The 22,946-nt window shown below is 55.0% G+C and carries 22 protein-coding genes and 2 pseudogenes; 5 read left to right on the forward strand and 19 right to left on the reverse strand.

The window, feature by feature from the left end:
* Positions 1-29: 29 nt before the first annotated feature.
* The 9 genes from ACUHMQ_RS13625 to ACUHMQ_RS13665 all read right to left on the reverse strand — a co-directional run bounded on the left by ACUHMQ_RS13625 (position 30) and on the right by ACUHMQ_RS13665 (position 8,463).
* The gene (locus ACUHMQ_RS13625) at positions 30-362 is read right to left on the reverse strand and encodes an antibiotic biosynthesis monooxygenase family protein (RefSeq protein WP_445296007.1); all 333 of its coding nucleotides are present in this window, start codon (positions 360-362) and stop codon (positions 30-32) included.
* Between the two features lie 23 nt (positions 363-385).
* Positions 386-895: a GNAT family N-acetyltransferase gene (locus ACUHMQ_RS13630; protein ID WP_445296008.1), complete on the reverse strand. Its 510-nt coding sequence runs from the start codon at positions 893-895 to the stop codon at positions 386-388.
* Positions 896-1,004: 109 nt separating this feature from the next.
* Entirely contained in the window at positions 1,005-2,144 is a 1,140-nt protein-coding gene (locus ACUHMQ_RS13635; protein ID WP_445296009.1) for an acyl-CoA dehydrogenase family protein, read from the reverse strand.
* A 79-nt stretch (positions 2,145-2,223) separates the two neighbouring features.
* Positions 2,224-2,676, reverse strand: coding sequence for a MaoC family dehydratase (locus tag ACUHMQ_RS13640; RefSeq protein WP_445296010.1), 453 nt, complete (start codon positions 2,674-2,676; stop codon positions 2,224-2,226).
* Positions 2,673-3,443, reverse strand: a complete 771-nt coding sequence (locus ACUHMQ_RS13645) for a substrate-binding periplasmic protein (RefSeq protein ID WP_445296011.1) — start codon at positions 3,441-3,443, stop codon at positions 2,673-2,675. Before ACUHMQ_RS13645 ends, ACUHMQ_RS13640 begins: the two co-directional genes overlap by 4 nt.
* A gap of 57 nt (positions 3,444-3,500) precedes the next feature.
* A complete protein-coding gene (locus ACUHMQ_RS13650; protein ID WP_445296012.1) occupies positions 3,501-4,682 on the reverse strand; it encodes an acetyl-CoA C-acyltransferase in 1,182 nt (393 codons plus the stop codon).
* A 75-nt stretch (positions 4,683-4,757) separates the two neighbouring features.
* On the reverse strand, positions 4,758-6,446 hold the full coding sequence (locus ACUHMQ_RS13655) for an AMP-binding protein (RefSeq protein ID WP_445296013.1): 1,689 nt from the start codon (positions 6,444-6,446) through the stop codon (positions 4,758-4,760).
* Between the two features lie 193 nt (positions 6,447-6,639).
* A complete protein-coding gene (locus ACUHMQ_RS13660) occupies positions 6,640-7,803 on the reverse strand; it encodes an isovaleryl-CoA dehydrogenase (RefSeq protein WP_445296014.1) in 1,164 nt (387 codons plus the stop codon).
* Positions 7,804-8,085: 282 nt separating this feature from the next.
* Positions 8,086-8,463, reverse strand: a complete 378-nt coding sequence (locus tag ACUHMQ_RS13665; RefSeq protein ID WP_445296015.1) for a MerR family transcriptional regulator — start codon at positions 8,461-8,463, stop codon at positions 8,086-8,088.
* 379 nt (positions 8,464-8,842) lie between these two features.
* Between ACUHMQ_RS13665 and ACUHMQ_RS13670 the strand changes: the two genes are divergently transcribed.
* From ACUHMQ_RS13670 to ACUHMQ_RS13680, 3 genes are all read left to right on the forward strand, one after another.
* Positions 8,843-9,871: an MBL fold metallo-hydrolase gene (locus tag ACUHMQ_RS13670; RefSeq protein ID WP_445296016.1), complete on the forward strand. Its 1,029-nt coding sequence runs from the start codon at positions 8,843-8,845 to the stop codon at positions 9,869-9,871.
* 97 nt (positions 9,872-9,968) lie between these two features.
* Complete coding sequence (locus ACUHMQ_RS13675; protein WP_445296017.1) at positions 9,969-10,757, forward strand: D-hexose-6-phosphate mutarotase; 789 nt, start codon at positions 9,969-9,971, stop codon at positions 10,755-10,757.
* Between the two features lie 129 nt (positions 10,758-10,886).
* Entirely contained in the window at positions 10,887-12,572 is a 1,686-nt protein-coding gene (locus ACUHMQ_RS13680) for a sensor histidine kinase (RefSeq protein WP_445296018.1), read from the forward strand.
* Between the two features lie 78 nt (positions 12,573-12,650).
* Here ACUHMQ_RS13680 and ACUHMQ_RS13685 read toward each other — a convergent pair whose 3' ends face one another.
* Entirely contained in the window at positions 12,651-13,208 is a 558-nt protein-coding gene (locus tag ACUHMQ_RS13685; RefSeq protein ID WP_445296019.1) for a glycine zipper 2TM domain-containing protein, read from the reverse strand.
* 312 nt (positions 13,209-13,520) lie between these two features.
* On the opposite strand from ACUHMQ_RS13685, the gene ACUHMQ_RS13690 reads away from it, so the two are divergent.
* A complete protein-coding gene (locus ACUHMQ_RS13690; RefSeq protein ID WP_445296020.1) occupies positions 13,521-14,030 on the forward strand; it encodes an Lcl C-terminal domain-containing protein in 510 nt (169 codons plus the stop codon).
* 56 nt (positions 14,031-14,086) lie between these two features.
* Here ACUHMQ_RS13690 and ACUHMQ_RS13695 read toward each other — a convergent pair whose 3' ends face one another.
* The 7 genes from ACUHMQ_RS13695 to ACUHMQ_RS13725 form a co-directional block, all read right to left on the reverse strand.
* A complete protein-coding gene (locus tag ACUHMQ_RS13695) occupies positions 14,087-15,337 on the reverse strand; it encodes an ATP-grasp domain-containing protein (RefSeq protein ID WP_445296021.1) in 1,251 nt (416 codons plus the stop codon).
* Between the two features lie 33 nt (positions 15,338-15,370).
* Complete coding sequence (locus ACUHMQ_RS13700; protein WP_445296022.1) at positions 15,371-16,057, reverse strand: SDR family NAD(P)-dependent oxidoreductase; 687 nt, start codon at positions 16,055-16,057, stop codon at positions 15,371-15,373.
* A complete protein-coding gene (locus tag ACUHMQ_RS13705) occupies positions 16,054-16,545 on the reverse strand; it encodes a 6-pyruvoyl trahydropterin synthase family protein (RefSeq protein ID WP_445296023.1) in 492 nt (163 codons plus the stop codon). Before ACUHMQ_RS13705 ends, ACUHMQ_RS13700 begins: the two co-directional genes overlap by 4 nt.
* Positions 16,532-17,389, reverse strand: a complete 858-nt coding sequence (locus tag ACUHMQ_RS13710) for a DMT family transporter (RefSeq protein WP_445296024.1) — start codon at positions 17,387-17,389, stop codon at positions 16,532-16,534. The genes ACUHMQ_RS13705 and ACUHMQ_RS13710 overlap by 14 nt, the downstream gene beginning before the upstream one ends.
* A 2-nt stretch (positions 17,390-17,391) precedes the next feature.
* Positions 17,392-18,474 (reverse strand): hypothetical protein, encoded by a 1,083-nt coding sequence (locus ACUHMQ_RS13715; protein WP_445296025.1) that lies wholly within the window; start codon positions 18,472-18,474, stop codon positions 17,392-17,394.
* A gap of 79 nt (positions 18,475-18,553) precedes the next feature.
* Positions 18,554-19,225, reverse strand: a complete 672-nt coding sequence (locus ACUHMQ_RS13720; protein ID WP_445296026.1) for an acyl-homoserine-lactone synthase — start codon at positions 19,223-19,225, stop codon at positions 18,554-18,556.
* A 370-nt stretch (positions 19,226-19,595) separates the two neighbouring features.
* The gene (locus tag ACUHMQ_RS13725) at positions 19,596-19,964 is read right to left on the reverse strand and encodes a DUF4902 domain-containing protein (protein ID WP_445296027.1); all 369 of its coding nucleotides are present in this window, start codon (positions 19,962-19,964) and stop codon (positions 19,596-19,598) included.
* A 177-nt stretch (positions 19,965-20,141) separates the two neighbouring features.
* Between ACUHMQ_RS13725 and ACUHMQ_RS13730 the strand changes: the two genes are divergently transcribed.
* Positions 20,142-20,855, forward strand: a complete 714-nt coding sequence (locus ACUHMQ_RS13730) for an autoinducer binding domain-containing protein (protein ID WP_445296028.1) — start codon at positions 20,142-20,144, stop codon at positions 20,853-20,855.
* Between the two features lie 281 nt (positions 20,856-21,136).
* On the opposite strand, the pseudogene ACUHMQ_RS13735 reads toward ACUHMQ_RS13730, so the two are convergent.
* Both ACUHMQ_RS13735 and ACUHMQ_RS13740 read right to left on the reverse strand, forming a co-directional pair.
* A pseudogene (locus ACUHMQ_RS13735) lies at positions 21,137-22,646 on the reverse strand (helicase HerA-like domain-containing protein).
* Between the two features lie 187 nt (positions 22,647-22,833).
* Positions 22,834-22,946: pseudogene (locus ACUHMQ_RS13740) on the reverse strand (IS5/IS1182 family transposase); the annotation flags it as partial.

Raw genomic sequence — 22,946 nt, forward strand, 5'->3', positions numbered from 1 at the left:
CGGTTGCTTCTACTTGGTGGATATTTTAATCAGTTGTTCTTGGTACTGAAGGAGTACGCCCGTTCTACCTTTGCGACACGAGTTTCATACCCCACATACCAGTCGGCCCGGCCTCGTTCGCGCGCCAGTGTGTGCTCGGCATGAAGTTTCCAATGGTGGATATCTGCCTCGCTTGCCCAGTAGGAAACCGTGATGCCCAGGCCATCCGCATCGCGCACGGATTCGGCCCCCAGAAAACCGGGTTGGTCTGCCGCCAGAGCGACCATGCGTTCTGATGTATCGGCATAGCCATCCTGAAGTGAGGTGCGTTGCGAAGTAAAGATGACGGCGTAGTAAGGCGGTTGTGGTGTGTTGGCAAACATGGTGAAACGTTATGAAACGGCGGTTATAGCAAGGCGGTATCGAATACCAGCAGGATTTCCTCGGCATCCGGGTTGTGAGGCATCAGGCGTTTGTGAGGCTCACGCACAAAGCCGAGGGTTTCATAAAAAAGTATGGCTGTATTATTCGTCTCAACCACCCAGGCATTGATGCGTTCCACGCCTTGTTCGGCCAACCAGCGTGTGGCGGTATCGACCAGTCTCCCACCCGCACCACCACGTCGGAAAGCCGGGTCTACCCACATATTGCAGATATAGGCGTGGTCACGACGGCTGCCTTCCAGATACGCGCCGGTCATACCTACCGGCTTGCCATTGCGGTACAGCAGAAAGGTGGCGGAATCCTCGCTGTTGGCGTAATGGAGCACATGTTGGCACCAGTAATCCTGTGACCTTGCAGCGATGTCGGCATATCTGCGGCCAAATGCTTCCGGCGCCTCTTCAAGTCCCCGTAGTCGTAGATCGCGCAGCACATCGGCTTGATCGGAATGAATACGTTCGATTTGTTCTTGCATAGCTTTTCCGTCTATTCAGACGCGGCGATAGGTTTGGGGGGACGTAAGCTTGACGATTGCCATGCCTACGTCAAATAAACCTGGCGCTGGTGAGACGTGATGTTGTTGTTTATGCCTCGTCGCCAAGCGCGCGGCCGATGACGATGCGTTGTATATCGCTGGTGCCTTCATAAATCTGGCATACCCGTACATCCCGGTAGATACGTTCCAGCGGGAAGTCGCACAGGTAACCATAGCCCCCGTGGATCTGAATCGCATCCGAACAGACCCGTTCGGCCATTTCGCTGGCGAACAGTTTTGCCATGCTGGCCTCTTTCAGGCAGGGTTGACCTGCATCTTTAAGACAGGCGGCATGCCAGATAAGCTGACGAGCGGCCTCCAGTTGGGTAGCCATATCGGCCAGACGGAAATTGACCGCCTGATGTTCGAAAATCGGTTTGCCAAAGGCGACGCGCTCCTTGCTGTAGCGCAACGCGCATTCATAGGCAGATCTCGCCATACCGAGTGCCTGGGCCGCGATGCCGATACGGCCGGATTCAAGACTGGCCAGTGCTACCTTGTAGCCTTCCCCTTCCTGCCCCAGCAGGTTGGCAGCAGGTACGCGGCAGTCATCCAACACGATGGCGCAGGTGTCCGATGCGGCTTGGCCCAGCTTTTTCTCAACCCTGGCGATGTTGTAACCAGGGGTATTCGTGGGAACGATGAATGCCGACAATCCCTTCTTGCCTTTGGCTGGGTCAGTGACGGCGATGACGATGGCGATCTTGCTGTTCTTGCCATTGGTGATGAATTGCTTTGCGCCATTCAGCACAAAGCTGTCGCCATCTTTCACCGCCCGGGTTTTGATGGCGCTGGCTTCCGAGCCAACCTGGGGCTCGGTCAGACAAAAGCTGGCAAGGTATTCACCCGCGGCCAGCTTCATCAGATAGTTGTCTTTCTGGGCTGCTGTACCAAACGCCTGTATAGGACCGCAGCCAACCGAGTTGTGTACCGAGACGATGGTGGAGAACGCGCCGTCGCCCGCTGCCAGCTCTTCAATGGCGATCGCCGCAGCCAAATAGTCCAGGCCCGCGCCGTTCCATTTGGTTGGTACAGTGAGCCCCAGCAGACCAAGTTCCGCCGCCATGGCAAGCTCATCGTGCGGGAACGCATGGGTTTCGTCGCGCATGCCTGCCGTAGGCCAGAGCTTTTCACGGGCGAAATCGCGCACACTGGTGCGGATCATTTGGTGTTCTTCACTCAGGATCATGTTGTCTCTCTGTTTTTATCGTTGTTTCAGGTAGCGATGGGATGGCTATCAGCAAGGCGGTTGTACGCTGCTGTGTTGGTTACTCGCATTCCCGGGTTGCCACCCAGATCGCACTTTCCAGACTCATGACCAGATCGCCATGCTGGTTGAAGGTGCGCCACGCCAGCTGAACTACGCCAAAGTCGGGTTTGGAACGCGAACGCTTGCGGCCCATAACATCGAACTCGGCAGTGAGGGCGTCACTTGGTTTGACAGGTTGATGCCAGATCAGTTTGTCGATTTGCAGCCCGATCAGACCATTGGCAATACGGGCCAATTCGCTATCGGCCAGCATGCGCATGGTGTAGGCGGATGTTTGCCAACCACTGGCGACCAAGCCGCCAAACACACTGGCAGCGCCGGCTGCTTCATCGAGGTGAAAAGACTGCGGGTCGTACTGCCTGGCGAATTCACTGACGGCTGCGGGTTCTACCGTGATCGGGCCAGACTTGAATACCCGGCCCGGTTTGAGATCTTCAAAATAAAGCTTCATTGTTTTTCAGTCTTGCTGGGGGACTGCTCATTCAGACGATAGCGATTGATCAATTTCTCAAAAGCGCCTTGGGCCTTGAGTTGTTGTACGGCATCCATAACCCGTTTGGCTGGTATCTTGCTGGCTTTGGAGATGGCGCATTGTGTTGGTGTGACGCTGATTACAAGATCAGATAAGCCGATGTTGGACGCACTGGCGGGCATTTCACGTAAGTAATAAGCAGTTTGAAGATCGGTGCTGACTACGGCATCCACCAGGTTGTGTTCCAGCAATTTGTAATTGGAGCGGTGGTCCTTCTCATAGACGGGTTTGAGCTTGCCCACGGTGATCAGCGGCGCCAGCTGTGGATAGTGAAAGCCATGGATGAGGCCGATCCGCATGCCGATCAGGTCGTCCAGGTTGCGTATTTTTCCTGGCCGGTTGCGATCGACCAACACGAGTTCCGTTTGCGGCACGATGTCGTCCGTCCAATACAGCTGGGCGGCAATGGCAGTCCAGGCCGGAGTCAGGTAACAGATCATGTCGACTTCGCCACGAATGAGCGCCGGGTCCAGCCGCTTGCGTGACAGCACTTGGTAGACAGCGGTTTCGCCCATCTGGTTGGTGATCAGATCGCCAATGTCTTTGATCAGGCCGCCTACAGGCTCAGTGCTGTGTGGCGCAAGCTCCAGTAGTGGCGGTGAATCGCATTCGCAAAGTGCGATCTTGACCGCCGCGCCGGCGGGCAGCATGGTTAACGCAAGCACTAGGCGCAGTGCGGTATGCATGGCAGGACTCCACACGGTCGTCTTCCTTGTCCGACGTACGCCTGGCGATAGTTGGGTTCAGTACAGTTCCAAGGCCAATGCGGTGGCTTCCCCCCCGCCAATGCATAGGCTCGCAACGCCACGACGTTTGCCGTATTGCTGCAAAGCATAGATCAAGGTAGCCACGATACGCGCGCCACTTGCGCCAATTGGATGTCCCAATGCTGTTGCGCCACCGTGAACGTTCACCTTGTCTGCGGGCAGATTCAGGTCGTGCATTGCGGCCATGGTCACAACGGCAAAGGCTTCGTTGATTTCGTAGAGGTCGACACTGTCGGAGCTCCAGCCGGTTTTCTCAAAGAGCTTTTGCATGGCGCTGACTGGTGCGGTGGTAAACCAGGCTGGGGCATGAGCATGGCTTGCATGGCCGACTATACGTGCAAGCGGCTTGAGGCCACGGGCTTTGGCATCGGACTCGCGCATCAGCACCAGTGCGGCCGCACCGTCGGAAATCGAGCTGGAGTTGGCGGCGGTGACCGTGCCATCTTTCTTGAAGGCAGGCTTAAGACCGGGAATTTTCTCCGGCATGGCCTTACCGGGTTGCTCGTCGGTATCGATCACAATATCGCCCTTGCGGCCCGCCACGGTGACGGCAGCAATCTCAGCTTTGAACTTACCGTTTTGGATAGCAGTCTGGGCGCGGGATAGTGAGCGCAAGGCGAATTCATCCTGGGCTTCGCGGCTGAAGCTGTACTTGCCGGCGCATTCTTCGGCAAAGGTACCCATCAGACGGCCTTTGTCGTAAGCGTCCTCAAGGCCATCGAGGAACATATGGTCTTTCAACTCGCCATGGCCCAGTCGGTAGCCACCGCGCGCCTTTGCCAGTAAATAGGGCGCATTGCTCATGCTTTCCATGCCGCCTGCGACCATGACGGTATTGTTGCCGGCACGCAGCATATCGTGCGCCAGCATGATGGCTTTCATGCCGCTACCGCACATTTTGTTGATGGTGGTGCAATTGGCGCTTTGTGGCAGGCCTGCACCCAGCGCAGCCTGGCGAGCCGGGGCTTGCCCCTGGCCTGCTGGTAGCACATTGCCCATGATGACTTCTTCGACATCGGCAGCCGACAAACCTGCGCGCTCGACTGCGGCTTTGATCGCAACTGCGCCAAGCTCGCCGGCAGTGAGGTTGGCGAAATCACCCATCAACCCAGCCATCGGGGTGCGGGCAGCGGAAACAATGACGATGGATTCGGACATGGTTGGCTCCTTGAAGGGCAGGCGTAGTGCTTGGTAAGCCTGATGGGTTGAGTGTCTGGATTCTTGGCGGTGGTGTTATGCAGTCTGGGCGGTAGATAGCCCCAGTGATTCGGCCATGATTTCGCGCATCTTGTATTTCTGGATCTTGCCGGTGATGGTCATGGGAAAGGCATCGACAAACCGGATGTAGCGCGGCACCTTGAAGTGGGCGATCTGCCCGTGGCAGAAGTCACGGATTCCGTCTTCAGTGGGCGTTGTGCCAGCCTTGGGGATGATCCAGGCACAGAGCTCTTCGCCGAATTTTGGATCGGGCACGCCGATGACCTGCACATCGCTGACTTCGGGGTGACGGTATAGAAACTCTTCGATTTCGCGTGGATAGAGGTTTTCACCACCGCGAATCACCAGGTCTTTGAGCCGGCCGACAATATTGCAATAGCCTTCAGCATCGATAACAGCGAGGTCGCCGGTATGGAGCCAACCTGCCGCATCGATAGTCTCACGGGTTTTGGCGTCATCACCCCAGTAACCCAGCATGACGACATAACCCCGTACGCACAGCTCGCCCGATGTACCGCGTGGCACGATGCGTCCTTCGGTATCGACGATTTTCACTTCCACATGGGGGTGGATACGGCCGACGGTGCTTACCCGCCGGCTGAATGGCTCGTCTGTTCCACTCTGGAAACTGGCGGGAGAGGTTTCAGTCATGCCGTAGGCGATAGATACCTCAGCCATGTGCATGTCGTTGACGACCCGCTTCATGATTTCGACCGGGCATGGTGAGCCCGCCATGATGCCGGTACGCAAGCTGCTCAAATCGTATTGGCCAAAGCTGGCATGCTCCAATACGGCGATGAACATGGTGGGAACGCCATGCAGCACCGTACATTTCTCTGTTGCGACAGTGTCCAGCACGGCCTCCGGCTCGAAGCTTTCACTGGGGTAGACGATAGTTGCCCCATGGACCAAGCCGGCCAGATTACCCAGTACCATGCCAAAGCAGTGGTAGATAGGGACTGGGATGCACAGCTTGTCATCAGGTGTCAGCCTCAAGCGCTGCCCGACAAAGTAGGCATTATTGAGAATATTGTGATGACTGAGTGTCGCCCCCTTGGGCGAGCCTGTAGTACCCGATGTGAACTGAATGTTTACCGCATCATCGAACTGAACATGCATACTGGCCTGGGCCAACAGCAGCATGGCCTCGCAGGAAGCCGGTTCGAGCAGTGAATGGAAATTGAGCATGCCCGGTGTGTGCTCGTCACCCAGGCGGATGACAGTACGCAATGCCGGCAGGCGAGGGCACTGAAGCATACCGGGTATGGAGTGGACCAGTTCAGGGGCGAGCTGATTAATCATTTCAAGGTAGTCACTACGCTTTAGGCGTGGTGCAAGTACCAGGGCGCGGCAGGCAACCTTGTTAAGGGCGTATTCGAGTTCTGTGAGCCGGTAAGCCGGGTTGATATTGACCAGGATCAGCCCAGCTTTTGCCGTTGCCAGCTGCATGACCACCCATTCAGCACAGTTGGGCGCCCAGATGCCGATGCGGTCACCGGGTTCCAGCCCCAAAGCAAGCAGATGTGCTGCACAGGTTTCGACTTTGGTGTGCAGTTCGGCATAGCGCCATCGAATGTTTTGATGACGTACTACCAACGCTTCCCGCTCGGCCCACTGTTGGGCGGCTCCATCGAAATAGTCGCCTATCGTCTGGCCTAATAATGGCTGATCGACTGCACCGTGTACGTAACTGATTGCCTGCATGGTGGTGTGCCTCTGCTATGGCCTCCAAAGAACATATTTACGATCAGTTACGGTGGCGCAGTAAGATCGTGAACAGGTTATAAGGCTGGTGGCGGTTCAAAACAGCCTATGAACATGTTCTGGCCAGGTACTGTCAAACATATCGGCACCCGGGGCTCGCTTTGTTGCCAACTTGGGACGGAAAAGGCGCTTTTTATCTGGTTTCGTTGAACAGCTCGCGGCCTATCAGCATGCGGCGGATTTCACTTGTGCCCGCACCGATTTCGTACAACTTTGCGTCGCGCCAGAGGCGGGCGACCGGGTATTCGTTGATATAGCCATTACCACCAAGCGTCTGTATGGCTTCGCCCGCCATCCAGGTGGCTTTTTCCGCTGCGTAAAGAATGGCTCCTGCTGCATCCTTGCGAGTGGTTTCGCCTCGGTCCAGTGCACGGCCGACAGTGTAGACGTAAGCCCGACATGCGCTCCATGTGGCATACATGTCCGCCAGCTTGCCCTGCATCAGTTCAAACTCACCAATCGCCTGGCCAAACTGTTTGCGTTCGTGCACATAGGGTACTACTGCATCCATCGCTGCCGCCATGATGCCCAAAGGTCCGCCTGACAGAACGGCGCGTTCGTAGTCGAGGCCGCTCATCAATACATTCACGCCCTTGCCGACCTGACCCAGCACATTCTCTTCCGGCACTTCCACGTCGTCGAAGAACAAGGGGTAGGTGTTGGAGCCACGCATACCGAGTTTGTCGAGCTTGCTGCCACAGCTGAACCCGGACATACCTTTTTCGACCAGAAATGCGGTCATGCCCTTTGGTCCGGCGTTGACATCGGTCTTGGCGTAAATCACCAGCACATCCGCGTCGCCACCGTTGGTAATCCACATCTTTGAGCCATTGAGTACGTAGCGGTCACCCTTTTTGTCCGCACGCAGCTTCATGCTCACAACGTCTGACCCGGCATTGGGTTCGCTCATCGCCAGTGCCCCGACATATTCGCCAGAGATCAACTTGGGCAGGTACTTTTGCTTCTGTGCCTTGCTGCCGTTCTTGGCGATCTGATTCACGCACAGATTGGAATGTGCACCGTAAGAGAGGCCGACCGAGGCGGAGCCGCGCGAGATTTCTTCCATTGCGACGATATGAGCGAGGTAACCCATATTGGTGCCGCCGTACTCCTCTCCCACAGTGAGGCCCAACAGGCCCATTTCACCGAACTTGCGCCACATGTGGACAGGGAACAGATTTTCTTCGTCGATCTTGGCGGCATTGGGCGCCAGTTCGGTTGCCACAAAGCTTTGAACAGCTTCACGCAACATGTCGACGTCTTCACCTAATCCGAAATTAAGGGCAGGGATATGCATGATGAATTCTCCGGAATAGCGCTGAGGGCGACGTGTCGGTTGGTGCTGGGGATGTCGGCGATACACATAGCTGGATCGAACAAGGCCAGTAAGCGCCTGTTCACGATCTTGCTGCGCAGCTGTGATCAGGACTTATGTACTGCTCTGCACCCTGCGGACAACGGCTTGCGACAGATCGTAAACAGGTTCTAGGAGTCTGCCGAATATGGCTGTTGCCGAGCAATTGCTCGATACTGTATTTTACGTTGACGTTAACGTCAATATCTACTACGAAAAACCCCGCTACTCGCGTAGCAGGGCTTGGGCTTCGTGTTCCAGGTCATCCATTTCTGTGAGGATGGCGTCGATATCGGCTTTTTGCTGCATCAGTGCATCGCGCTTGGGGCGGAGGAACTCCAGCAATTTCACCAGCTGTGGCCGTTCGTCACGCGCGGCATCGTAGAGTGAGAACAGCTCAAATGTTTCCTGCAGCGAAAATCCCAGTCGCTTGCCACGTAGGATCAACTTGAGGCGGGTACGATCGGAGCGGGTGAAAACGCGATTGCGCCCTTGCCGGCCTGGTGCAAGCAGGCCTTCGTGTTCATAGTGGCGAATGGCGCGCGGTGTGAGGTCGAACTCTCGGGCCAGTTCGGTAATGGTATAGATGCGGTCGTTGGGCATGGGTATCAGAGTGACTCTGGTGTTCTTTATATGACGCGAAGATAGCAGAGGGTGGGGGGGCTGTCATAATCAGGACTTATCTGTAGAGCGATGGCGGGAACAAATTCTTCATGTCGCAATCTGGCATCGTTTTGGCAGTAAAATACCTTTACTTATCAATCGACTATGGAGCCCTGTTGTTTCTGCTTCATATTGCCGCATAAGCAGAACTTTCCGAGAACTCGCCTTGGTTCAGGTCATGACCTTATGCTCTTAGAACCTGCTTATGATCTTACTGCGCAGCTGTGATCGGGCTTATGTGCTGCGCTGCACCGTGGTGACTGCTGCTGGCGACAGATTGTAAGCAGGTTCCTAAAGCCTTTTCTTACAGAAGCATCGTATGCCGAACCGTCTTAGCTATCCCTGGCATGACCAGTTACCGGTGTCCGGCCAGACCATCGAGGTAGGGCCTGGTATACATTGGTTGCAAATGCCGTTGCCGTTTGCTTTGAACCACATCAATTTGTGGTTACTGCGTGAACAGCATGGCTGGACGGTAGTAGATACGGGTTTTGATTCCGAAGAGAGCCGCGCGCTTTGGGAACAGCATTTCAATGGGACGATGGCAGGGCTGCCGATGCAGCGTGTGGTGGCTACGCATTACCACCCCGACCACATTGGCTTGGCAGATTGGCTGGTGCAGCGCTTTTCTGCCCCTTTTCATTGCAGCCTTGGTGAATTTACAGCCGCGCATGCGCTATGGCATGGCCTGCCCGGATTCGATGTCGTGGCGTTGAATGCGCATTTTGGGCGACACGGTCTGCCTGCAGGCAAGGCGATCCAATATCGGGAGCGGGGTAATACTTATCGGTGGGGAGTGAAAAGCCTGCCATTGAACTTTAACCGCGTCCTGGCCGGCGATACCTTGCATCTGGGTGATGCGGACTGGGTGACGATACCTGGCCATGGCCATTCACCCGAGCATATGGCGCTTTATTGCGAAGAAAAGCGATGTCTGATTGCTGGTGACATGTTGTTGCCGAAGATTTCCACCAATGTGGGTGTTTGGGCCAGCGAACCGGATGGCGATTCACTCAAGCTGTTCCTCGCGTCGCTCAACCGCTTTCTCGACCTGCCCGACGATACCTTGGTCCTGCCGTCCCATGGGCGACCATTTCGAGGCATCCACCCACGGGTGGCGGCTTTGCACGCACATCATCAGGAACGTTTAGCCACACTGAGCGCTGCAATCCGAGGCCCCGTAACAGCATTCGAGCTGTTACCTGTATTGTTCGGACGGGTATTTGATCTTTACCAGACGATGTTCGCGCTTGCTGAATGCATCGCTCATTTGAATCATCTATGGCATGCAGGGGTGTTGCGGCGACAGCAGGACTCAGACCTTTGTTATCGCTTCAGTCTGGCCTGAGAGGCTGTCCGAAGTCTGCTGCGCGTTCGTAAACGGCGTTGAAAATATCCTTGGAATGATAATTGGTAAGCCTGAAATATATGGATAGCGATTTACGATGAACACTATTGAACTCGTTTCTTCCCATGGCCGTGCTCGTATCAGCCGGCAGGGTGCACAGGTGCTTGATGCTGATTTGAATGGGGTGCCATTTCTCTGGTTGTCCCCCTTGGCGAGTACCGAACCAGGCAAGGCCATACGCGGCGGTGTGCCGATTTGCTTTCCCTGGTTTGGCAAGCACCCGGATGGTCTGCCGGCACATGGCTTTGCGCGTAATCAGATATGGACCTTGCGTGAGCTGCAGCCGGATTGTGCGGTTTTCAAGCTATGCGACAGCGACGAAACGCGAAAATTATGGCCACATGCCTTCCGTGTGACGCTGACGATAACGCTGGATAGCGCCCTTCAGTTCGATTTCCTGGTAGAGAACCGGGATAGTCAGCCCATCAACTTTAGTTACGCCTTGCACAGCTACTTTGCAGTTGGTGATGTACGCCGTTGTCAGGTCGAAGGCCTGGACGGGCGTTTGCGTCGTGAAGTGGGGCATGTGACTACACCGCAGCAGGGCGTTATCCAGCTCGATAAACCCATTGATGCCATTTTTGAGAACGCCGAAGCGCCCTTGTTACTAAAGGATGGGGATCGTTGCGTTCATATCGATGCCAGTCTCATGCGTAGTGCAGTGGTCTGGAACCCTGGGCCTGCTGCCGAGTCTGTGTCGGATATTGGCTCTCATTGGCCTGAATATGTCTGTGTGGAACGTGGCAACGTCGGCATGGCTGGTATTACTTTGGCTGCTGGTGAGGTACATCGAGCCAGGATGCGGCTGTCCTCCCAAAAGACGTAACGGCTTGATCGGATATTGGGCGCGAGCAGCTATCAGAGATAAAGCGCTTGAATGCACTCTTGATGCAAGTTGCGTGAAATGCGACGGGACATACCCTAGACTGGATTGTGCTACCCGTTGCTTAGGCCCATGTCGCTGATAGACTATTCTCAGCTGTCCATTACATCCATCGCGAATTTGCAGGATTCGGGTGAGATTACCGACGCCCTCTTGAAAGCGGCGTATTCAGACCATTTGGGTGTGTTTGTCTGGGATTTGAGCAACCAGACGGTGATCTGGAATGAAACCATGTACGAGATATATGGCTGGGCTTCAGATGCGGGCAACGAAACCGCGGCAGGCTGGTTGGCAATGTTGCATCCGGAAGATGTATCGCGTGTCGATCAGGAAATCGATGCGGCTTTGTGTGGTGATCAGCAGTTTGACACCACATTCCGGGTACGTGATCCGGATGGTGGGTGGCGGCATATCAAGGCTATGGCCTGGATCGATCGACTGGATGACGGTACACCGCGCCGCATGACGGGGATCAACCAGGACATTACACATACTGCACGTCTCAATGCTTTGGTTGATTCGATACAGATGGGTACATCCGACCGCGTAAGCCGCCCCTATTTTGAATCGCTGGTAGTTAACCTGGGTAGTGCGCTGGGGGTGCGTTATGCGATGGTGGCCGAAGTATACCCACGCGAACAACCCACCCATGCCAGGGCAATTGCACTGAGTGTGGAAGGCGAACTGGGTGAGCCGCTTGTATATGAACTATGGGGTACGCCGTGCGCCAATGTGCTCAGTGACGATTTCTGTATCTACCCTGCGGATGTTCAGCAACACTTTCCGAAAGACAAGCTGTTGGTCGATATGAAGGCCGAGTGCTATGTCGGTGTAGCTTTGCGTGCGGCGGATGGCACCGTATTGGGTTTGCTTGAAGTACTGGATGACAAGATTGCGACCAATGTCAGCCAGATCCGTTCGGTATTGGAACTGTTCGCCGGACGTGCCGGAGCGGAGCTGGAGCGCCTGCAGCGGGAAGTTGAAGTCACGCAGCTGAATACCAGTCTGGAATCTCAGGTAGCTACTCGGACCGACGAATTACACCGAACCATGCGAGAGCTGGAAGCGTTTACCTATTCGGTTTCGCATGACCTGAATGCGCCGTTGCGTGCTATTCATGGTTTTTGCAGCATTGTCCGCGAAGACTATCTTTCTGTACTTGACCAGACCGGCTTGGACTACCTGGATCGTTCATTGAACGCCGCCGAGCGGATGGGACGGTTGCTTGATGATTTGGTCAGCCTGTCGAAGATTTCATTGCGCCCACTGGCGGTGGGTAAAGTGAATCTGACAGATATGGCGCACGAGATTGTGGCAGATCTGCAAGAGCGCCAACCTTACGAGGGCTTGCAATTCGATGTGGTGTCTCCGCTGCTGATCCATGCAGATCCAGGCTTGATGCGCATATTGCTTGATTGTCTGCTGCGCAATGCCTGGCAATTTATTGAGAATGTCGCTGCACCCCACATTCAGGTGATGGAACGACAAAGGGAAGGGCGACGAGAGATCGTCGTTCAGGATAATGGTCGGGGGTTTGAACCGGAAGCGATCGACAGGCTCTTTGCGCCATTTCAAACCTTGAATAGCCAGGGGGGCTTTACAGGCAGCGGTACCGGTCTCGCCATTGCACAGCGCATCGTGCTTCGCCACCATGGCAGCATCATGGCCGAGAGTCAGCCAGGGCAGGGCGCCAGCTTTTCCTTCTGGTTACCCCCAGCGGGTGATCTGATGGCGTTGCTAGCGGATGATCCCTTGTAGAAGTTGAGGTATCTCCCATTAAAAAAGGGCACCCGAAGGTGCCCAAACAGGGAGCTACAAGAGAATCGGGTTGTGTGATCAGTTAGTGATCTTTGGTGCAACGGCGACACTGGTCAGTTGCAGTTGGCCGTCCTTGACCGGGATGCGGTCACTGGCTGGTGGGGTGTCCATGCGGATCATCGCAGTCTTGCCATCCAGGCGATATTGCACGTCGTACCCAACGGTCTGCTCGTGGGTCTTAGTTTCGGTAGTGCAACGCTGCTTGGTGGTGATGTAGGTGTCACCATCCTGCATGTTCTTTTGAACCTGGTTACCTGCGTAAGCACCGCCGGCTGCGCCTGCAACCGTAGCCAGCTTCTTGCCATTGCCGCCGCCTACCTGGTTACCCAGTGCACCACCAATCAAGCCGCCAATCACAGTACCGGTAATTCGGTTTTCATCTTTCACTGCGCGTTTGTGTGTTACTTGAACATCGTGACAAACCTTTTCCGGTGTCTTGATGGTTTCCTTCACTGCGACAACTTGCAGTACTTCAGCGTATTCAGGGCCTTTCAGTGCTTGGTAACCAGCAAAAGCGCCCATCGAAACTACCGCGGCACCACCGATTACCATCCCGGCCAGCATTGACTTGTTCATTTTCTTGCTCCTTGGTGTTTGATTTATGCCATTCACATGGCGGTGAACTTGGGAACGATTATGCGTGACCGGGCTGAACCTTTCCTGAATCGTATTCTCTAAGCCCGTTAAGTTGAATTTCGTGACTGAGTCGAGGTGTTTGTCGAGTCGGTATTCGTTGTTCCTTTCAGATCAGCAGTTTAATTACGCTGCTGGATTGACTCTATGCCTGACGAGATGGATTTTCTGGTCTTCGATACCGGGTACTAGTTACGATCTGAATGGCATGTTTTTTTGTTTGCAGTCAGCTGCGCTCTCGAATTCGTTTCCATAATGAGAAAATCCTTCGCCTGTTTCATCATCGCAGCCTGCAGCTATCCCGCCGTTATCTATGCATCTTGCGACAAATCCAGCGTCGCCAGTACACCGACATCCCGGTTTGTTCTGAAGGATGGTGAGGCGTATGACACAAAGACAAGTCTGACCTGGAGCCGGTGCAGCGCGGGCACGACATGGCAAAAAGAAGGACGGTGTACTGGGGAGATAAAGCTTATGCAGTGGGGTGAGGCAAAGAAATACGCCAAAAAAATGGGCAATGCTTGGCGCTTACCCACAATAGAGGAGCTTTACAGCATTGTGGAGTCGAAGTGCAGTAATCCCGCAGTTAACGCCACGGTGTTCCCCAACATCAGGGACCAAGGGGAAGGTGCGCCGTATTGGAGCGCCACCGAGGTAAAGGGCATATCACCGCTGGTGTATCACGTGGATTTTTTCAGCGGTGAAATCGATGGCCGCAGCAGCGGCTTCGCCCTAGGTGTACGTCTTGTTCGGAGTGGTAAGTGAGGTTGCCGGAGTATGAGCCCGACATACTCAATCGGCGGTCCCCTGTGTTTCTACCGTTACCAATCAGTCAGTGTCTGGCCTGCTTCCAGGTAGTACGGCGTACGGGTGCCTTTGCTAGTGATGAGCTGGATCTGGTCGATCTGCTCAAGTACTTGCTTTGCCGGACCAGATGCCAATCCAATCCATGCCCAGTTGTCGCCACCCATGGCCGGAATCTCAGTCTGCTCATCCAATAGCTGTGTATGCCGTAGGCTCCAAGCCTTCGGGAGCACGATACTTTCGAGCTTTTCCTTTTCCAATAGTCCATAGAAGACCGACAATGTTTCTTGTGGTGCGTGTACCGATAACGATTGTGTCAGCCCCAGGCTACCTACACCGACTACGTGCCTGAATAAGGCGACCGGGTCGATCCCTAGGGCAATTGCCATTTGTTCAGAAACGGCAGCACCTGCAATGCGGCCGATGTTGGCGTCGATCAGCCGGGCGGTATTCCCATCGACAAGGAACTCGCTGTGGAAATAACCCTGACGGTAACCGGCGCGTTCAACCAAGGTGGCGATAGCTTGTTTGGCCGTATCGCGCGCGGCTTGTGATAGATGACTGTCTGCCGGGAAAAGATTGGCCGTCTCGGTTTGCCGTATTTTCTTGCGTGAGCTGAAGCCCAGGAAATGGCAAGCCCCCTCGATCACATAGCCTTCAAGGCTGACCAGCCGCCCATTCAGCCGTTCTTGAATCAGGAAGGTGTCCACGCGTAATGCATCTGCCTGATGGTGGATATGCTGTTGAAGCTGTTCGATATAGCCATCTTGCACATCGAATTCGGCATAGCCCTGCGCGCCAGCGCCGTGCGATGGCTTTACGATCAACCTCTGGCCAGCAGACACACCAGCTAGCGCCGCTGAAAGATCGTCACCCACTTTTACCGTGATGGTGTGAGGGCTGTACTCTGGCAGCAGCGAGGCAACCTCGGCTTTTGCGCTGATGCGTCCCAAAGCTGGGTCCAGGCCGCGAACGCCAAGTTTGGTGGCCACTTGCTGCGCCACACCAATGCGTGAATCGAGCAGGGTGGTCACTGCTTCGATGGCATCGGTTGGCAGATGTGTCAGTGCCTGGCAAACGATATCGGCATCGCGCGTATTGCCGCATTCCAATACATCGAATTCCACCAGTTGGCGTCGGGTGTCAGCCTGGTATTGGGCCAAGCCACTGACAAGAAACAATGGCTCGAATCCAAGCTGGCGGATAGCCAGGCCGGTGTAGCGGGCGCCAACGTCGGAGGTTTCGAGAACGACGATTCTTTTAAGCATGAGTCAGGTTTCCTAAAGGTTTTGCGCGATGGGTCAGCGATTGATCTGACCGAGGTTGGCATGGAGTACCGCGCCGTTCAGGCTCGGCGAAGTGGCGCAGACATGGACCAGGTCGGCAATTTCAGTGGGTGCCACAAGACGGCCGAATGACACGCGTTCGCGCAGGAAGGTGTCGTCGATGGCGGTATTGGCAAGCACCATCGGCGTGGCGGTGACACCGGGGCAAATGCAACAGCTGTGAACTCCCCGGCCGCTGAAGTCCTGTTGGGTGGCGCGCATCATCCCTACAGCCGCATGCTTCAATGCGATGTAGGAAAAAGCCCCTGGTACGGCGATATCTGACAGTGTTGAACCCAGATAGAGAATGGAGGAGCCGGCAACCAGGCGTGGGGCAAGCAATTGATTGAGCTTGGCTGGGCTGGCAACCATAAGTTGGAAAGCAGTCGCCAGATAGGCTGCATCCACAGCGTCGGCTTTGTCATGCTGAAATGATGCTGCGTTGTGTACGAGCGCCACAGACCCAGCGTGGTTATCGAGGTAGCTTTCCAGTTGCGACGTTGGCCAGTCCGGTTGCGCAAGGTCGATTGCGATATGGTGAACATCGGTCAACGTCGGTGGCCGTCGAGAGATGCTGGCTACTCGCCAGCCCTCGTCGAGAAAACGCTTGCAGATCGCAGCGCCGATGCCGGAGCTGCCGCCGGTAACAATGGCAGTCCTCATGACAGAATCGCCTGGCGTCTTGCCTGCTGGCCACGCGAAGAGGCAACGCTGACGCTGATTTCCGCGAGCCGTTCACGTGGCAGTTCGGCAGTTTCCAGCAAGCGGCCGAGAAACCACTCTGCCAATGCTTCCAATGTGATGTTCTGCAATTCCAGCATGACGACATCACGGTAGGGGAAAGTAAACTTATCTTTACCGAACCGGCACTCCACATTGTCACCCTCGCGGCTGATATGCAGATACGCAGACCGGGCTGGTAAGAGCATGCGTTCGTCCAGTTCGCGGCAAAGTTCGCGCAGTCTCGATTTCAACAGGCGGTAGTCGAAGATCATGCCGTTTTCCTCGCCCTGGGCAATGACTTCCATGCCCACTGTGAAGTTATGGCCATGCAGCCCTTCGCGTTCGGTTGCTGAAAAAATCGTGAAGTGCGCCGCAGCGAAGCCGATGTCATCCCTGTCGATACGGACTGCCAATCTATCCTGCCGCATGCTGTTTTCCTACTCGTTCTGCCATCACCGCCGCTGCAATACAGATCAGTGCAGCAACGGCCTGTTGGGGCGTAATGGTTTCAGAGGTAAGTGCCACAGCAACCACCAGCGCCAGGATGGGTTCGAAATATTGTGATGTCACCGCGAATACCGGGGTCTTACGCAGCGCATACGAGTAAGCGTAGTAGCCTATTGGTACGATGAGTCCGATCAACGCCGCACCACCCAGGTGCAAGCCGCTTACCCCTGCGGTGCTGAACCCGCTGAATGCCCAGATCGGCAGCGCAGCCATCAAGCCAAACACGCTGCTTAGCCCGGCAATTTCCACATCGCTGAAGGTTGTTTGAAAACGGATGATGAAGGCGCTGTATATTGCCCAGCTCACCATCCCGCCCAGCATCGCCAGCATGGCGGTCCAGCTCAGGCTACTGCTTGTATCGTGTTTGCCGGATTGTGCGAACCAGATGCAGGACACCAGGGTGATGCCCACGCATAACCAACCCCAGGAATTCAGCCGTATCCGTAGTGTGATAAGGCACAAGATAGGTGTGAGCGAGAAGACCACGATATAGAGCGTGGCCGGCAACGCTTGCAACGCAATTGTCTGCAGGAAGTAGATCACACCGTTGAGCAGCAGGAAGGCCAGCCACTCAATTGGCTTCTGGGCCGATAGCTTGCGTACGATACCGCCCATCACTGCCGCAAGCAGGATGGTCGAAAGCGTAAAGCGCACTACCAGAAACAATGAGATGTTGGACTCAAAAGCCGCATGCTTGACCAGGATGGGCATGACTGCCCATACCGCCACGGCAACAATTGCAAGGCACTGTGGAAGGCCGAACATGACTAAGCCTTGATTGGTTGGTGTACGCGGACACGGGTGGGGACATCGGCACAGCGGCGCAGTGCTTGGGCCATCGAGTCCGGGTAGACAAACAGGCCATCCTCGTCTTGTGGTACACGCTCTCCGATCCAACGCTGAAGTACATTGACCTGATTGGTCTCATTCAGTAACCGGGCGCCGATGGCTTGCAACGCATCGAACACCACATCGAAGACGCTTGCGATCCGGTCCCGATCGATATGCCAAAGTCCGGTTGCAGAATCGTGTTTCAGGCAGCCGACTTGTTCTGCAACTTGCCATAGGTATGCGCCGATCCAGGCATCGTTGTCGGTGTTCAGCGCGCCATGCAGGCTGTTCTGGTCGTAATGCATGCGTCCAAACCAGAACAGGCGCTGGTACAGAACGATACTGGCCAGTTCCGGGAATTCAGCCAGGAACTTCACCACATAGGTATCCGTACTCAATTCACCCATGATGTCGACCTGCATCTTGGACAGGTGGATGTTTTCATCCTTAGTGGGCGAGACTTTCCACGGGCCGACCCGATGGCCGATTTCGTGGAAGATGGAAGCCAAGTAAATGAATTCACGCCGTTGTGTGCAGCAAGCCTCGAAATAGTCGAATTGAGTCTGTGTGTCGAACAGCCGCTGCACAGATGGTGTTACCACCTGATCAAATACGGCATCCCAGATGTCGATCAGCTCCAGGCCGAAGTAGTCCTTCTCTTGGCCGGTAGAGAGGCCCAGTACTTCCGGGAAGAACATGAAGATATTGCGACCGTCGACTATCTGGCCTTTTGCACTGAGTACATGGACCGGAAAGTGAGCAGGCCAGCGCGAGTCGACCATGCGTGGGTCGAAATCCTGGTAGCGAGCGATAAAGTTGGCGAAGCCCCCGCGTTGTTCCGTCAGGGTGGTGACGCGCTCGCGTAATGCCCGGTCGACGAAAAGCTCACATTGGGTGGGCTGTCCCTTGCCTTTGGTGAACTGAAGTGGATAGTCGATGTGGATACGGCGGTCGCCGCGGTCAAGGCGGGTACGTATTGAACGGAGGTAATCCAGCGCTACAGTGTTAGTCGATTCCATATTGATACCTTGGTCTATGTGCTTGTTCAGCAAAAAAGATATGTGAATGAAAGAGATAGGGCTTACTGCTTGTGCAATGTTATGAGCGGCAACAGTCCGTATACATGCCCTTGCATAAGTCACCGTTCCAGCTTGGGGCCGGGCGATCTGTACTTCGCATGGCTTGGTCAGCTTTGATGCCAAGCGCCGTTTTGGTCTGGTCATCGATTTCTATCCAGAAAGCGAGTACCGGTTTCCCATCAATCAACCGTGGTGTTGAAATACGGTGGACGTTGACGCCCATTCTTCTCAACAACCGTTCGTTCCCAACTGCTGAGAAGGCGATCAATCGAGCTGCCCCTTGCTGTGTTGCGGTATTCACGATGTTTGCCATCAGAAGGCAAGTGTTTTGCCATGCTTCGGTCGAAGTCAGGTGAACACCTTGTGGTGCGCTGATGGCAAACCGTGACAATTCCCATATATCACTGGCGCGCGGTAATGACATGTCACCCACCAGTTCAGGGAATACTTCGCTCAGTAAGTAGGGATGTGTCGTGGGCAATAGACGGCCACAACCGCAGATTTCCCCTGATGCATTACGAGCAACGACGTACACGGTGTCGTCGCGATCAAAAGCATCCCGTTCCAGTTCATCGTCAGTGGGTAATGGCCAGCCCAGTTCCTGAACGAACACACGGTAGCGGAACCGCGCCAGCGAAATCTCCATCTCTTCCTGAAGTTCTGCCCGGGTGCCCGAAACCATCTGAAGCATGTTGCTCAATCTGTTACTGACGATGGCGTCAATTAGACGTGAGCAATCTGTAGCCCAGTAGCTGCCCCTTCGGGCAGGTTTGAAGGCACTACCCTTGATGACATTGTGATTTGCAGTAATGGCGTACGACTAGGGTGGGGCTTAAGGGCAATGCCAGCGGGGGTGTGGCAGGTGTCACGTGTGCCATATGGCAGGTATGGCATCCGGGTACCTATAGCGCTTTTGCCCTTGTGCGCTTGAAATGCGCAGCAGACAAATCACGGTCTATTACAGGTAAGTGAGTATTTTCTGCAACACTTAACAGGTATATCAGCAAGTTTTGTGCGTTGTTCAATCTCTGAATTACAGGATATATCGCCCACCAGATAGGTCAGTGGCTTGTAATAAAACCCTGCCAATCCAAGCTTGTAACCCATGCCAGCAATAGCTCCGCTGTCTTGGTAGAGCCTAGGTCATAGCCGGTTTGCGTACGGAGCATCACATTGCTGCTGACTCCCCCGGGGGCTAGAATCGCCCGCTCTGTGGTGCTCGGCAGAAACCAAGCCCATCCGATGCTGATTTGCGGGGTGGCGGTGTCACTCACCCATTCACAGAATCCGGCGAGGCTGGGCTTGATGCCTAATCCTTTCAGTTCCAGCAGCAAGTCTGTGTCCTGCCAAATCATGTGTTGCCGTAATGGGATATTGCATAGGTCGGCAAATGTCAGTCGTATCAGGCCATCAGGTGCAAGCGCTAGCATCGGCATTCCAAAATCGCGGCAAAAGCGGGCCCCAGCGTTTGCCTGCGACAGTGCAGCACGCGCCTTCTTTCCCCGTTCTGTCGGCAGTTATCAGGACTATGCATATATCGTACGCGTATATGCAGTTGTCGCACACTGCCTGTTCGGGCGTGTTGCGGGTGTTGGAGTTAATGGGCGATGAATGATTGGCGCGAAGCTTATATCGACCAATTTGCGTCGGCGAAGTCCGAAGACGAGGTTTTCGATAGATTGCAGCGGATTACGCGTGAACTGGAATTTGATTATTGTGCATACGGTATGCGGTTACCGCTGCCTGTCAGCAGTCCACGTTATTCCATGATGTCGGATTACCCTAGCCAGTGGGCTCAGCGTTATGTGGAAAACAATTACTTCGAAGTTGATCCCACGGTATTACACGGCCTGACAGAGGCTTCTCCTCTGCTATGGTCTGCAGATCAACCCACATCCCAGCCCGGATTTTGGGAAGAGGCCAGACAACACAAATTGCGCCACGGCTGGTGTATGCCTTCACAGGGGCAGTTCGGGTTACGCGGCTTGTTGTCCTTGGTGCGGTCTGCCGACGCCATCACGCCTGGCGAACGCGACGAGAAAGAACTGCGCATGATTTGGCTGACGCGGCTGGTACACAGCGCGATGTGCCAGCAATTGGCACCGAAGTTAATGCCTGAGTGTGAAGTGGCGTTGACGGCACGCGAGCGGGAGGTGCTTAAGTGGACTTCGACAGGTAAGACCTATGCCGAAATCGGCATCATCCTTTCCATTGATGGACGCACCGTCAAATTTCACCTCGTGAATGCCATGCGAAAGCTGCACTCGGCCAATAAGACGGAGGCGGCGATTAAGGCTTCGACCTTGGGCATGCTTTTCTAATGACCTTCAAAGTCTGCTGCGCTTCAGCAATACAGCGTTAAAAACCGCCTCGGAATGCTCATTTACCACTTGTAAACTTCGCCTCCTCGGCTGTTTTCGCCTTGTCTTGCTATAGCTCGCGAGACTTTGCAGAGATTCCAGAATCTGTTCACGATCTGTAGCGAGCAGTCGTCAGCAGGGTGAAGCGCAGCGCAGAAACCGGAATGTACTTGGGTACATGAGGCTTTCGAGCAGCACATGAGGCCTGATCACGGCTGCGCAGTAGGATCGTAAGCAGATTCTTAGCGTTTGCGGCCACCCATGATGGAGCCCAGCACACCGCGCAGGATCTGCCTGCCAACCTCGTTGGCCATGGTGCGGGCCATGCTCTTGGCAGCGGTTTGCACTACGCCGTCATGCTGGCCGCCACGTGGTCCGGTAGTTCCGAACAGAATCTGCCCCAGCGCGCCGCCGAAGAAACCACCGTCTTTTTCTGGTTTGGCGCTTTGTGGCGTAGCGGTAGTGCTAGGTGCTGCTGTTACTGTGTTTCCACGCAATTTCTCGTAGGCCGACTCACGGTCCTCTGTTTTTTCGTAGTGCCCATAGACCAACGACTGCTCAATCAGTGCGCTGCGCTCGGCTGGCGTTAGCGGGCCGAGCCGGCAGGCTGGTGGAGCAACATAAGCACGCTCGACGATAGTGGGGCTGCCTTTGGCATCGAGAAATGAAATCAGCGCCTCGCCTACACCCAGTTCCATGATGGCGGTTTCGGCATTAAAGGGGGGGGGCTCGCAGGGTTTCGGCCGCCACCTTGACAGCTTTTTGGTCGCGCGGGGTGAAGGCTCGTAGCGCATGCTGCACGCGGTTACCAAGCTGGCCCAGGATGGTTTCGGGAATATCGAGTGGATTTTGGGTAACGAAGTAGATGCCGACACCTTTGGATCGGATCAGCCGCACCACTTGCTCGACCTTTTCCACCAGGGCGTCCGGCGCATCGTTGAACAACAGGTGGGCTTCATCGAAGAAGAAAACCAGCTTGGGTTTGTCGAGATCGCCCGCCTCGGGAAGTTGCTCGAATAACTCAGCCAACAACCACAGCAGAAAGGAGGCGTAGAGCTTGGGGCTGTTGTAAAGCTTGTCGGCTGCCAGCACATTGACCACGCCATGGCCGTTGGCATCAGTCTGTATCAGGTCGGCGATATCGAGCATGGGCTCACCAAAGAACTGGTCGCTCCCCTGGCTTTCCTGGCTTTGCAACCCGCGTTGGATAGCGCCGATGCTGGCGGCCGAGATATTGCCGTACTCGGTTGTGAACTGTTTGGCGTTGTCGCCAACATGCTGAATCATTGCCCGCAGGTCTTTGAGGTCGAGTAACAACAAATTGTTGTCATCGGCAATCTTGAATACCAGCTGCAATACCCCAGCCTGTACTTCGTTCAGATTGAGCAAGCGGCCCAGCAACAAAGGGCCCATATCCGATATGGTGGCGCGAATTGGGTGGCCGGCTTGGCCATATATATCCCAGCAGGTGGTCGGACAGGCCGCGTAGTCCAAGGTCAATCCCAACTCAGTCAAGCGGGTCTTGAGCTTGGGCGATTCAGCCCCCGCCGCGCCTATGCCGGATAGGTCTCCTTTTACGTCAGCCATAAATATAGGCACGCCGATTTGCGAGAAGGCCTCGGCCATACGTTGCAAGGTGACGGTCTTGCCGGTGCCCGTTGCGCCGGTGATCAAACCATGACGGTTGGCCATGGCAGGCAACAGGGCAAGGGCTTTATCGCCGGTCTTGGCAATCAGCAAGGGTTCGGTCATGGCGGATATCCTGTTGGAATCAAGACTCCGTGGTAAGAACCTGTCTAAAGTCTGCTGTGCGTCAGCAATACGGCGTTGAAAACACCCTTGGAATGCTCATTTACTGCTCGTAAACTCCGCTTCCTCAGCTGTTTTCGCCTTGTCTTGTTCTAGCTCGCGAGACTTTAGACGGGTTCTAAGAACCTGTTCAAAGTCTCCGCAGAAGAAGAGTCAGAAAGGCAAACTGAATGAATTGCAAGCTGGTGTCGAGCTTGCGTTCACAGTTCTTCCACAATCGACGGCACTTCTCCAACCACGCAA

It is taken from the genome of Chitinimonas violaceus, assembly GCF_052601015.1.

Coding starts and splice junctions, on each gene's coding strand:
- ACUHMQ_RS13625 (WP_445296007.1), bottom strand. CDS start 362: ATGTTTGCCAACACACCACAACCGCCTTACTACGCCGTCATCTTTACT.
- ACUHMQ_RS13630 (WP_445296008.1), bottom strand. CDS start 895: ATGCAAGAACAAATCGAACGTATTCATTCCGATCAAGCCGATGTGCTG.
- ACUHMQ_RS13635 (WP_445296009.1), bottom strand. CDS start 2,144: ATGATCCTGAGTGAAGAACACCAAATGATCCGCACCAGTGTGCGCGAT.
- ACUHMQ_RS13640 (WP_445296010.1), bottom strand. CDS start 2,676: ATGAAGCTTTATTTTGAAGATCTCAAACCGGGCCGGGTATTCAAGTCT.
- ACUHMQ_RS13645 (WP_445296011.1), bottom strand. CDS start 3,443: ATGCATACCGCACTGCGCCTAGTGCTTGCGTTAACCATGCTGCCCGCC.
- ACUHMQ_RS13650 (WP_445296012.1), bottom strand. CDS start 4,682: ATGTCCGAATCCATCGTCATTGTTTCCGCTGCCCGCACCCCGATGGCT.
- ACUHMQ_RS13655 (WP_445296013.1), bottom strand. CDS start 6,446: ATGCAGGCAATCAGTTACGTACACGGTGCAGTCGATCAGCCATTATTA.
- ACUHMQ_RS13660 (WP_445296014.1), bottom strand. CDS start 7,803: ATGCATATCCCTGCCCTTAATTTCGGATTAGGTGAAGACGTCGACATG.
- ACUHMQ_RS13665 (WP_445296015.1), bottom strand. CDS start 8,463: ATGCCCAACGACCGCATCTATACCATTACCGAACTGGCCCGAGAGTTC.
- ACUHMQ_RS13670 (WP_445296016.1), top strand. CDS start 8,843: ATGCCGAACCGTCTTAGCTATCCCTGGCATGACCAGTTACCGGTGTCC.
- ACUHMQ_RS13675 (WP_445296017.1), top strand. CDS start 9,969: ATGAACACTATTGAACTCGTTTCTTCCCATGGCCGTGCTCGTATCAGC.
- ACUHMQ_RS13680 (WP_445296018.1), top strand. CDS start 10,887: ATGTCGCTGATAGACTATTCTCAGCTGTCCATTACATCCATCGCGAAT.
- ACUHMQ_RS13685 (WP_445296019.1), bottom strand. CDS start 13,208: ATGAACAAGTCAATGCTGGCCGGGATGGTAATCGGTGGTGCCGCGGTA.
- ACUHMQ_RS13690 (WP_445296020.1), top strand. CDS start 13,521: ATGAGAAAATCCTTCGCCTGTTTCATCATCGCAGCCTGCAGCTATCCC.
- ACUHMQ_RS13695 (WP_445296021.1), bottom strand. CDS start 15,337: ATGCTTAAAAGAATCGTCGTTCTCGAAACCTCCGACGTTGGCGCCCGC.
- ACUHMQ_RS13700 (WP_445296022.1), bottom strand. CDS start 16,057: ATGAGGACTGCCATTGTTACCGGCGGCAGCTCCGGCATCGGCGCTGCG.
- ACUHMQ_RS13705 (WP_445296023.1), bottom strand. CDS start 16,545: ATGCGGCAGGATAGATTGGCAGTCCGTATCGACAGGGATGACATCGGC.
- ACUHMQ_RS13710 (WP_445296024.1), bottom strand. CDS start 17,389: ATGTTCGGCCTTCCACAGTGCCTTGCAATTGTTGCCGTGGCGGTATGG.
- ACUHMQ_RS13715 (WP_445296025.1), bottom strand. CDS start 18,474: ATGGAATCGACTAACACTGTAGCGCTGGATTACCTCCGTTCAATACGT.
- ACUHMQ_RS13720 (WP_445296026.1), bottom strand. CDS start 19,225: ATGCTTCAGATGGTTTCGGGCACCCGGGCAGAACTTCAGGAAGAGATG.
- ACUHMQ_RS13725 (WP_445296027.1), bottom strand. CDS start 19,964: ATGCTAGCGCTTGCACCTGATGGCCTGATACGACTGACATTTGCCGAC.
- ACUHMQ_RS13730 (WP_445296028.1), top strand. CDS start 20,142: ATGAATGATTGGCGCGAAGCTTATATCGACCAATTTGCGTCGGCGAAG.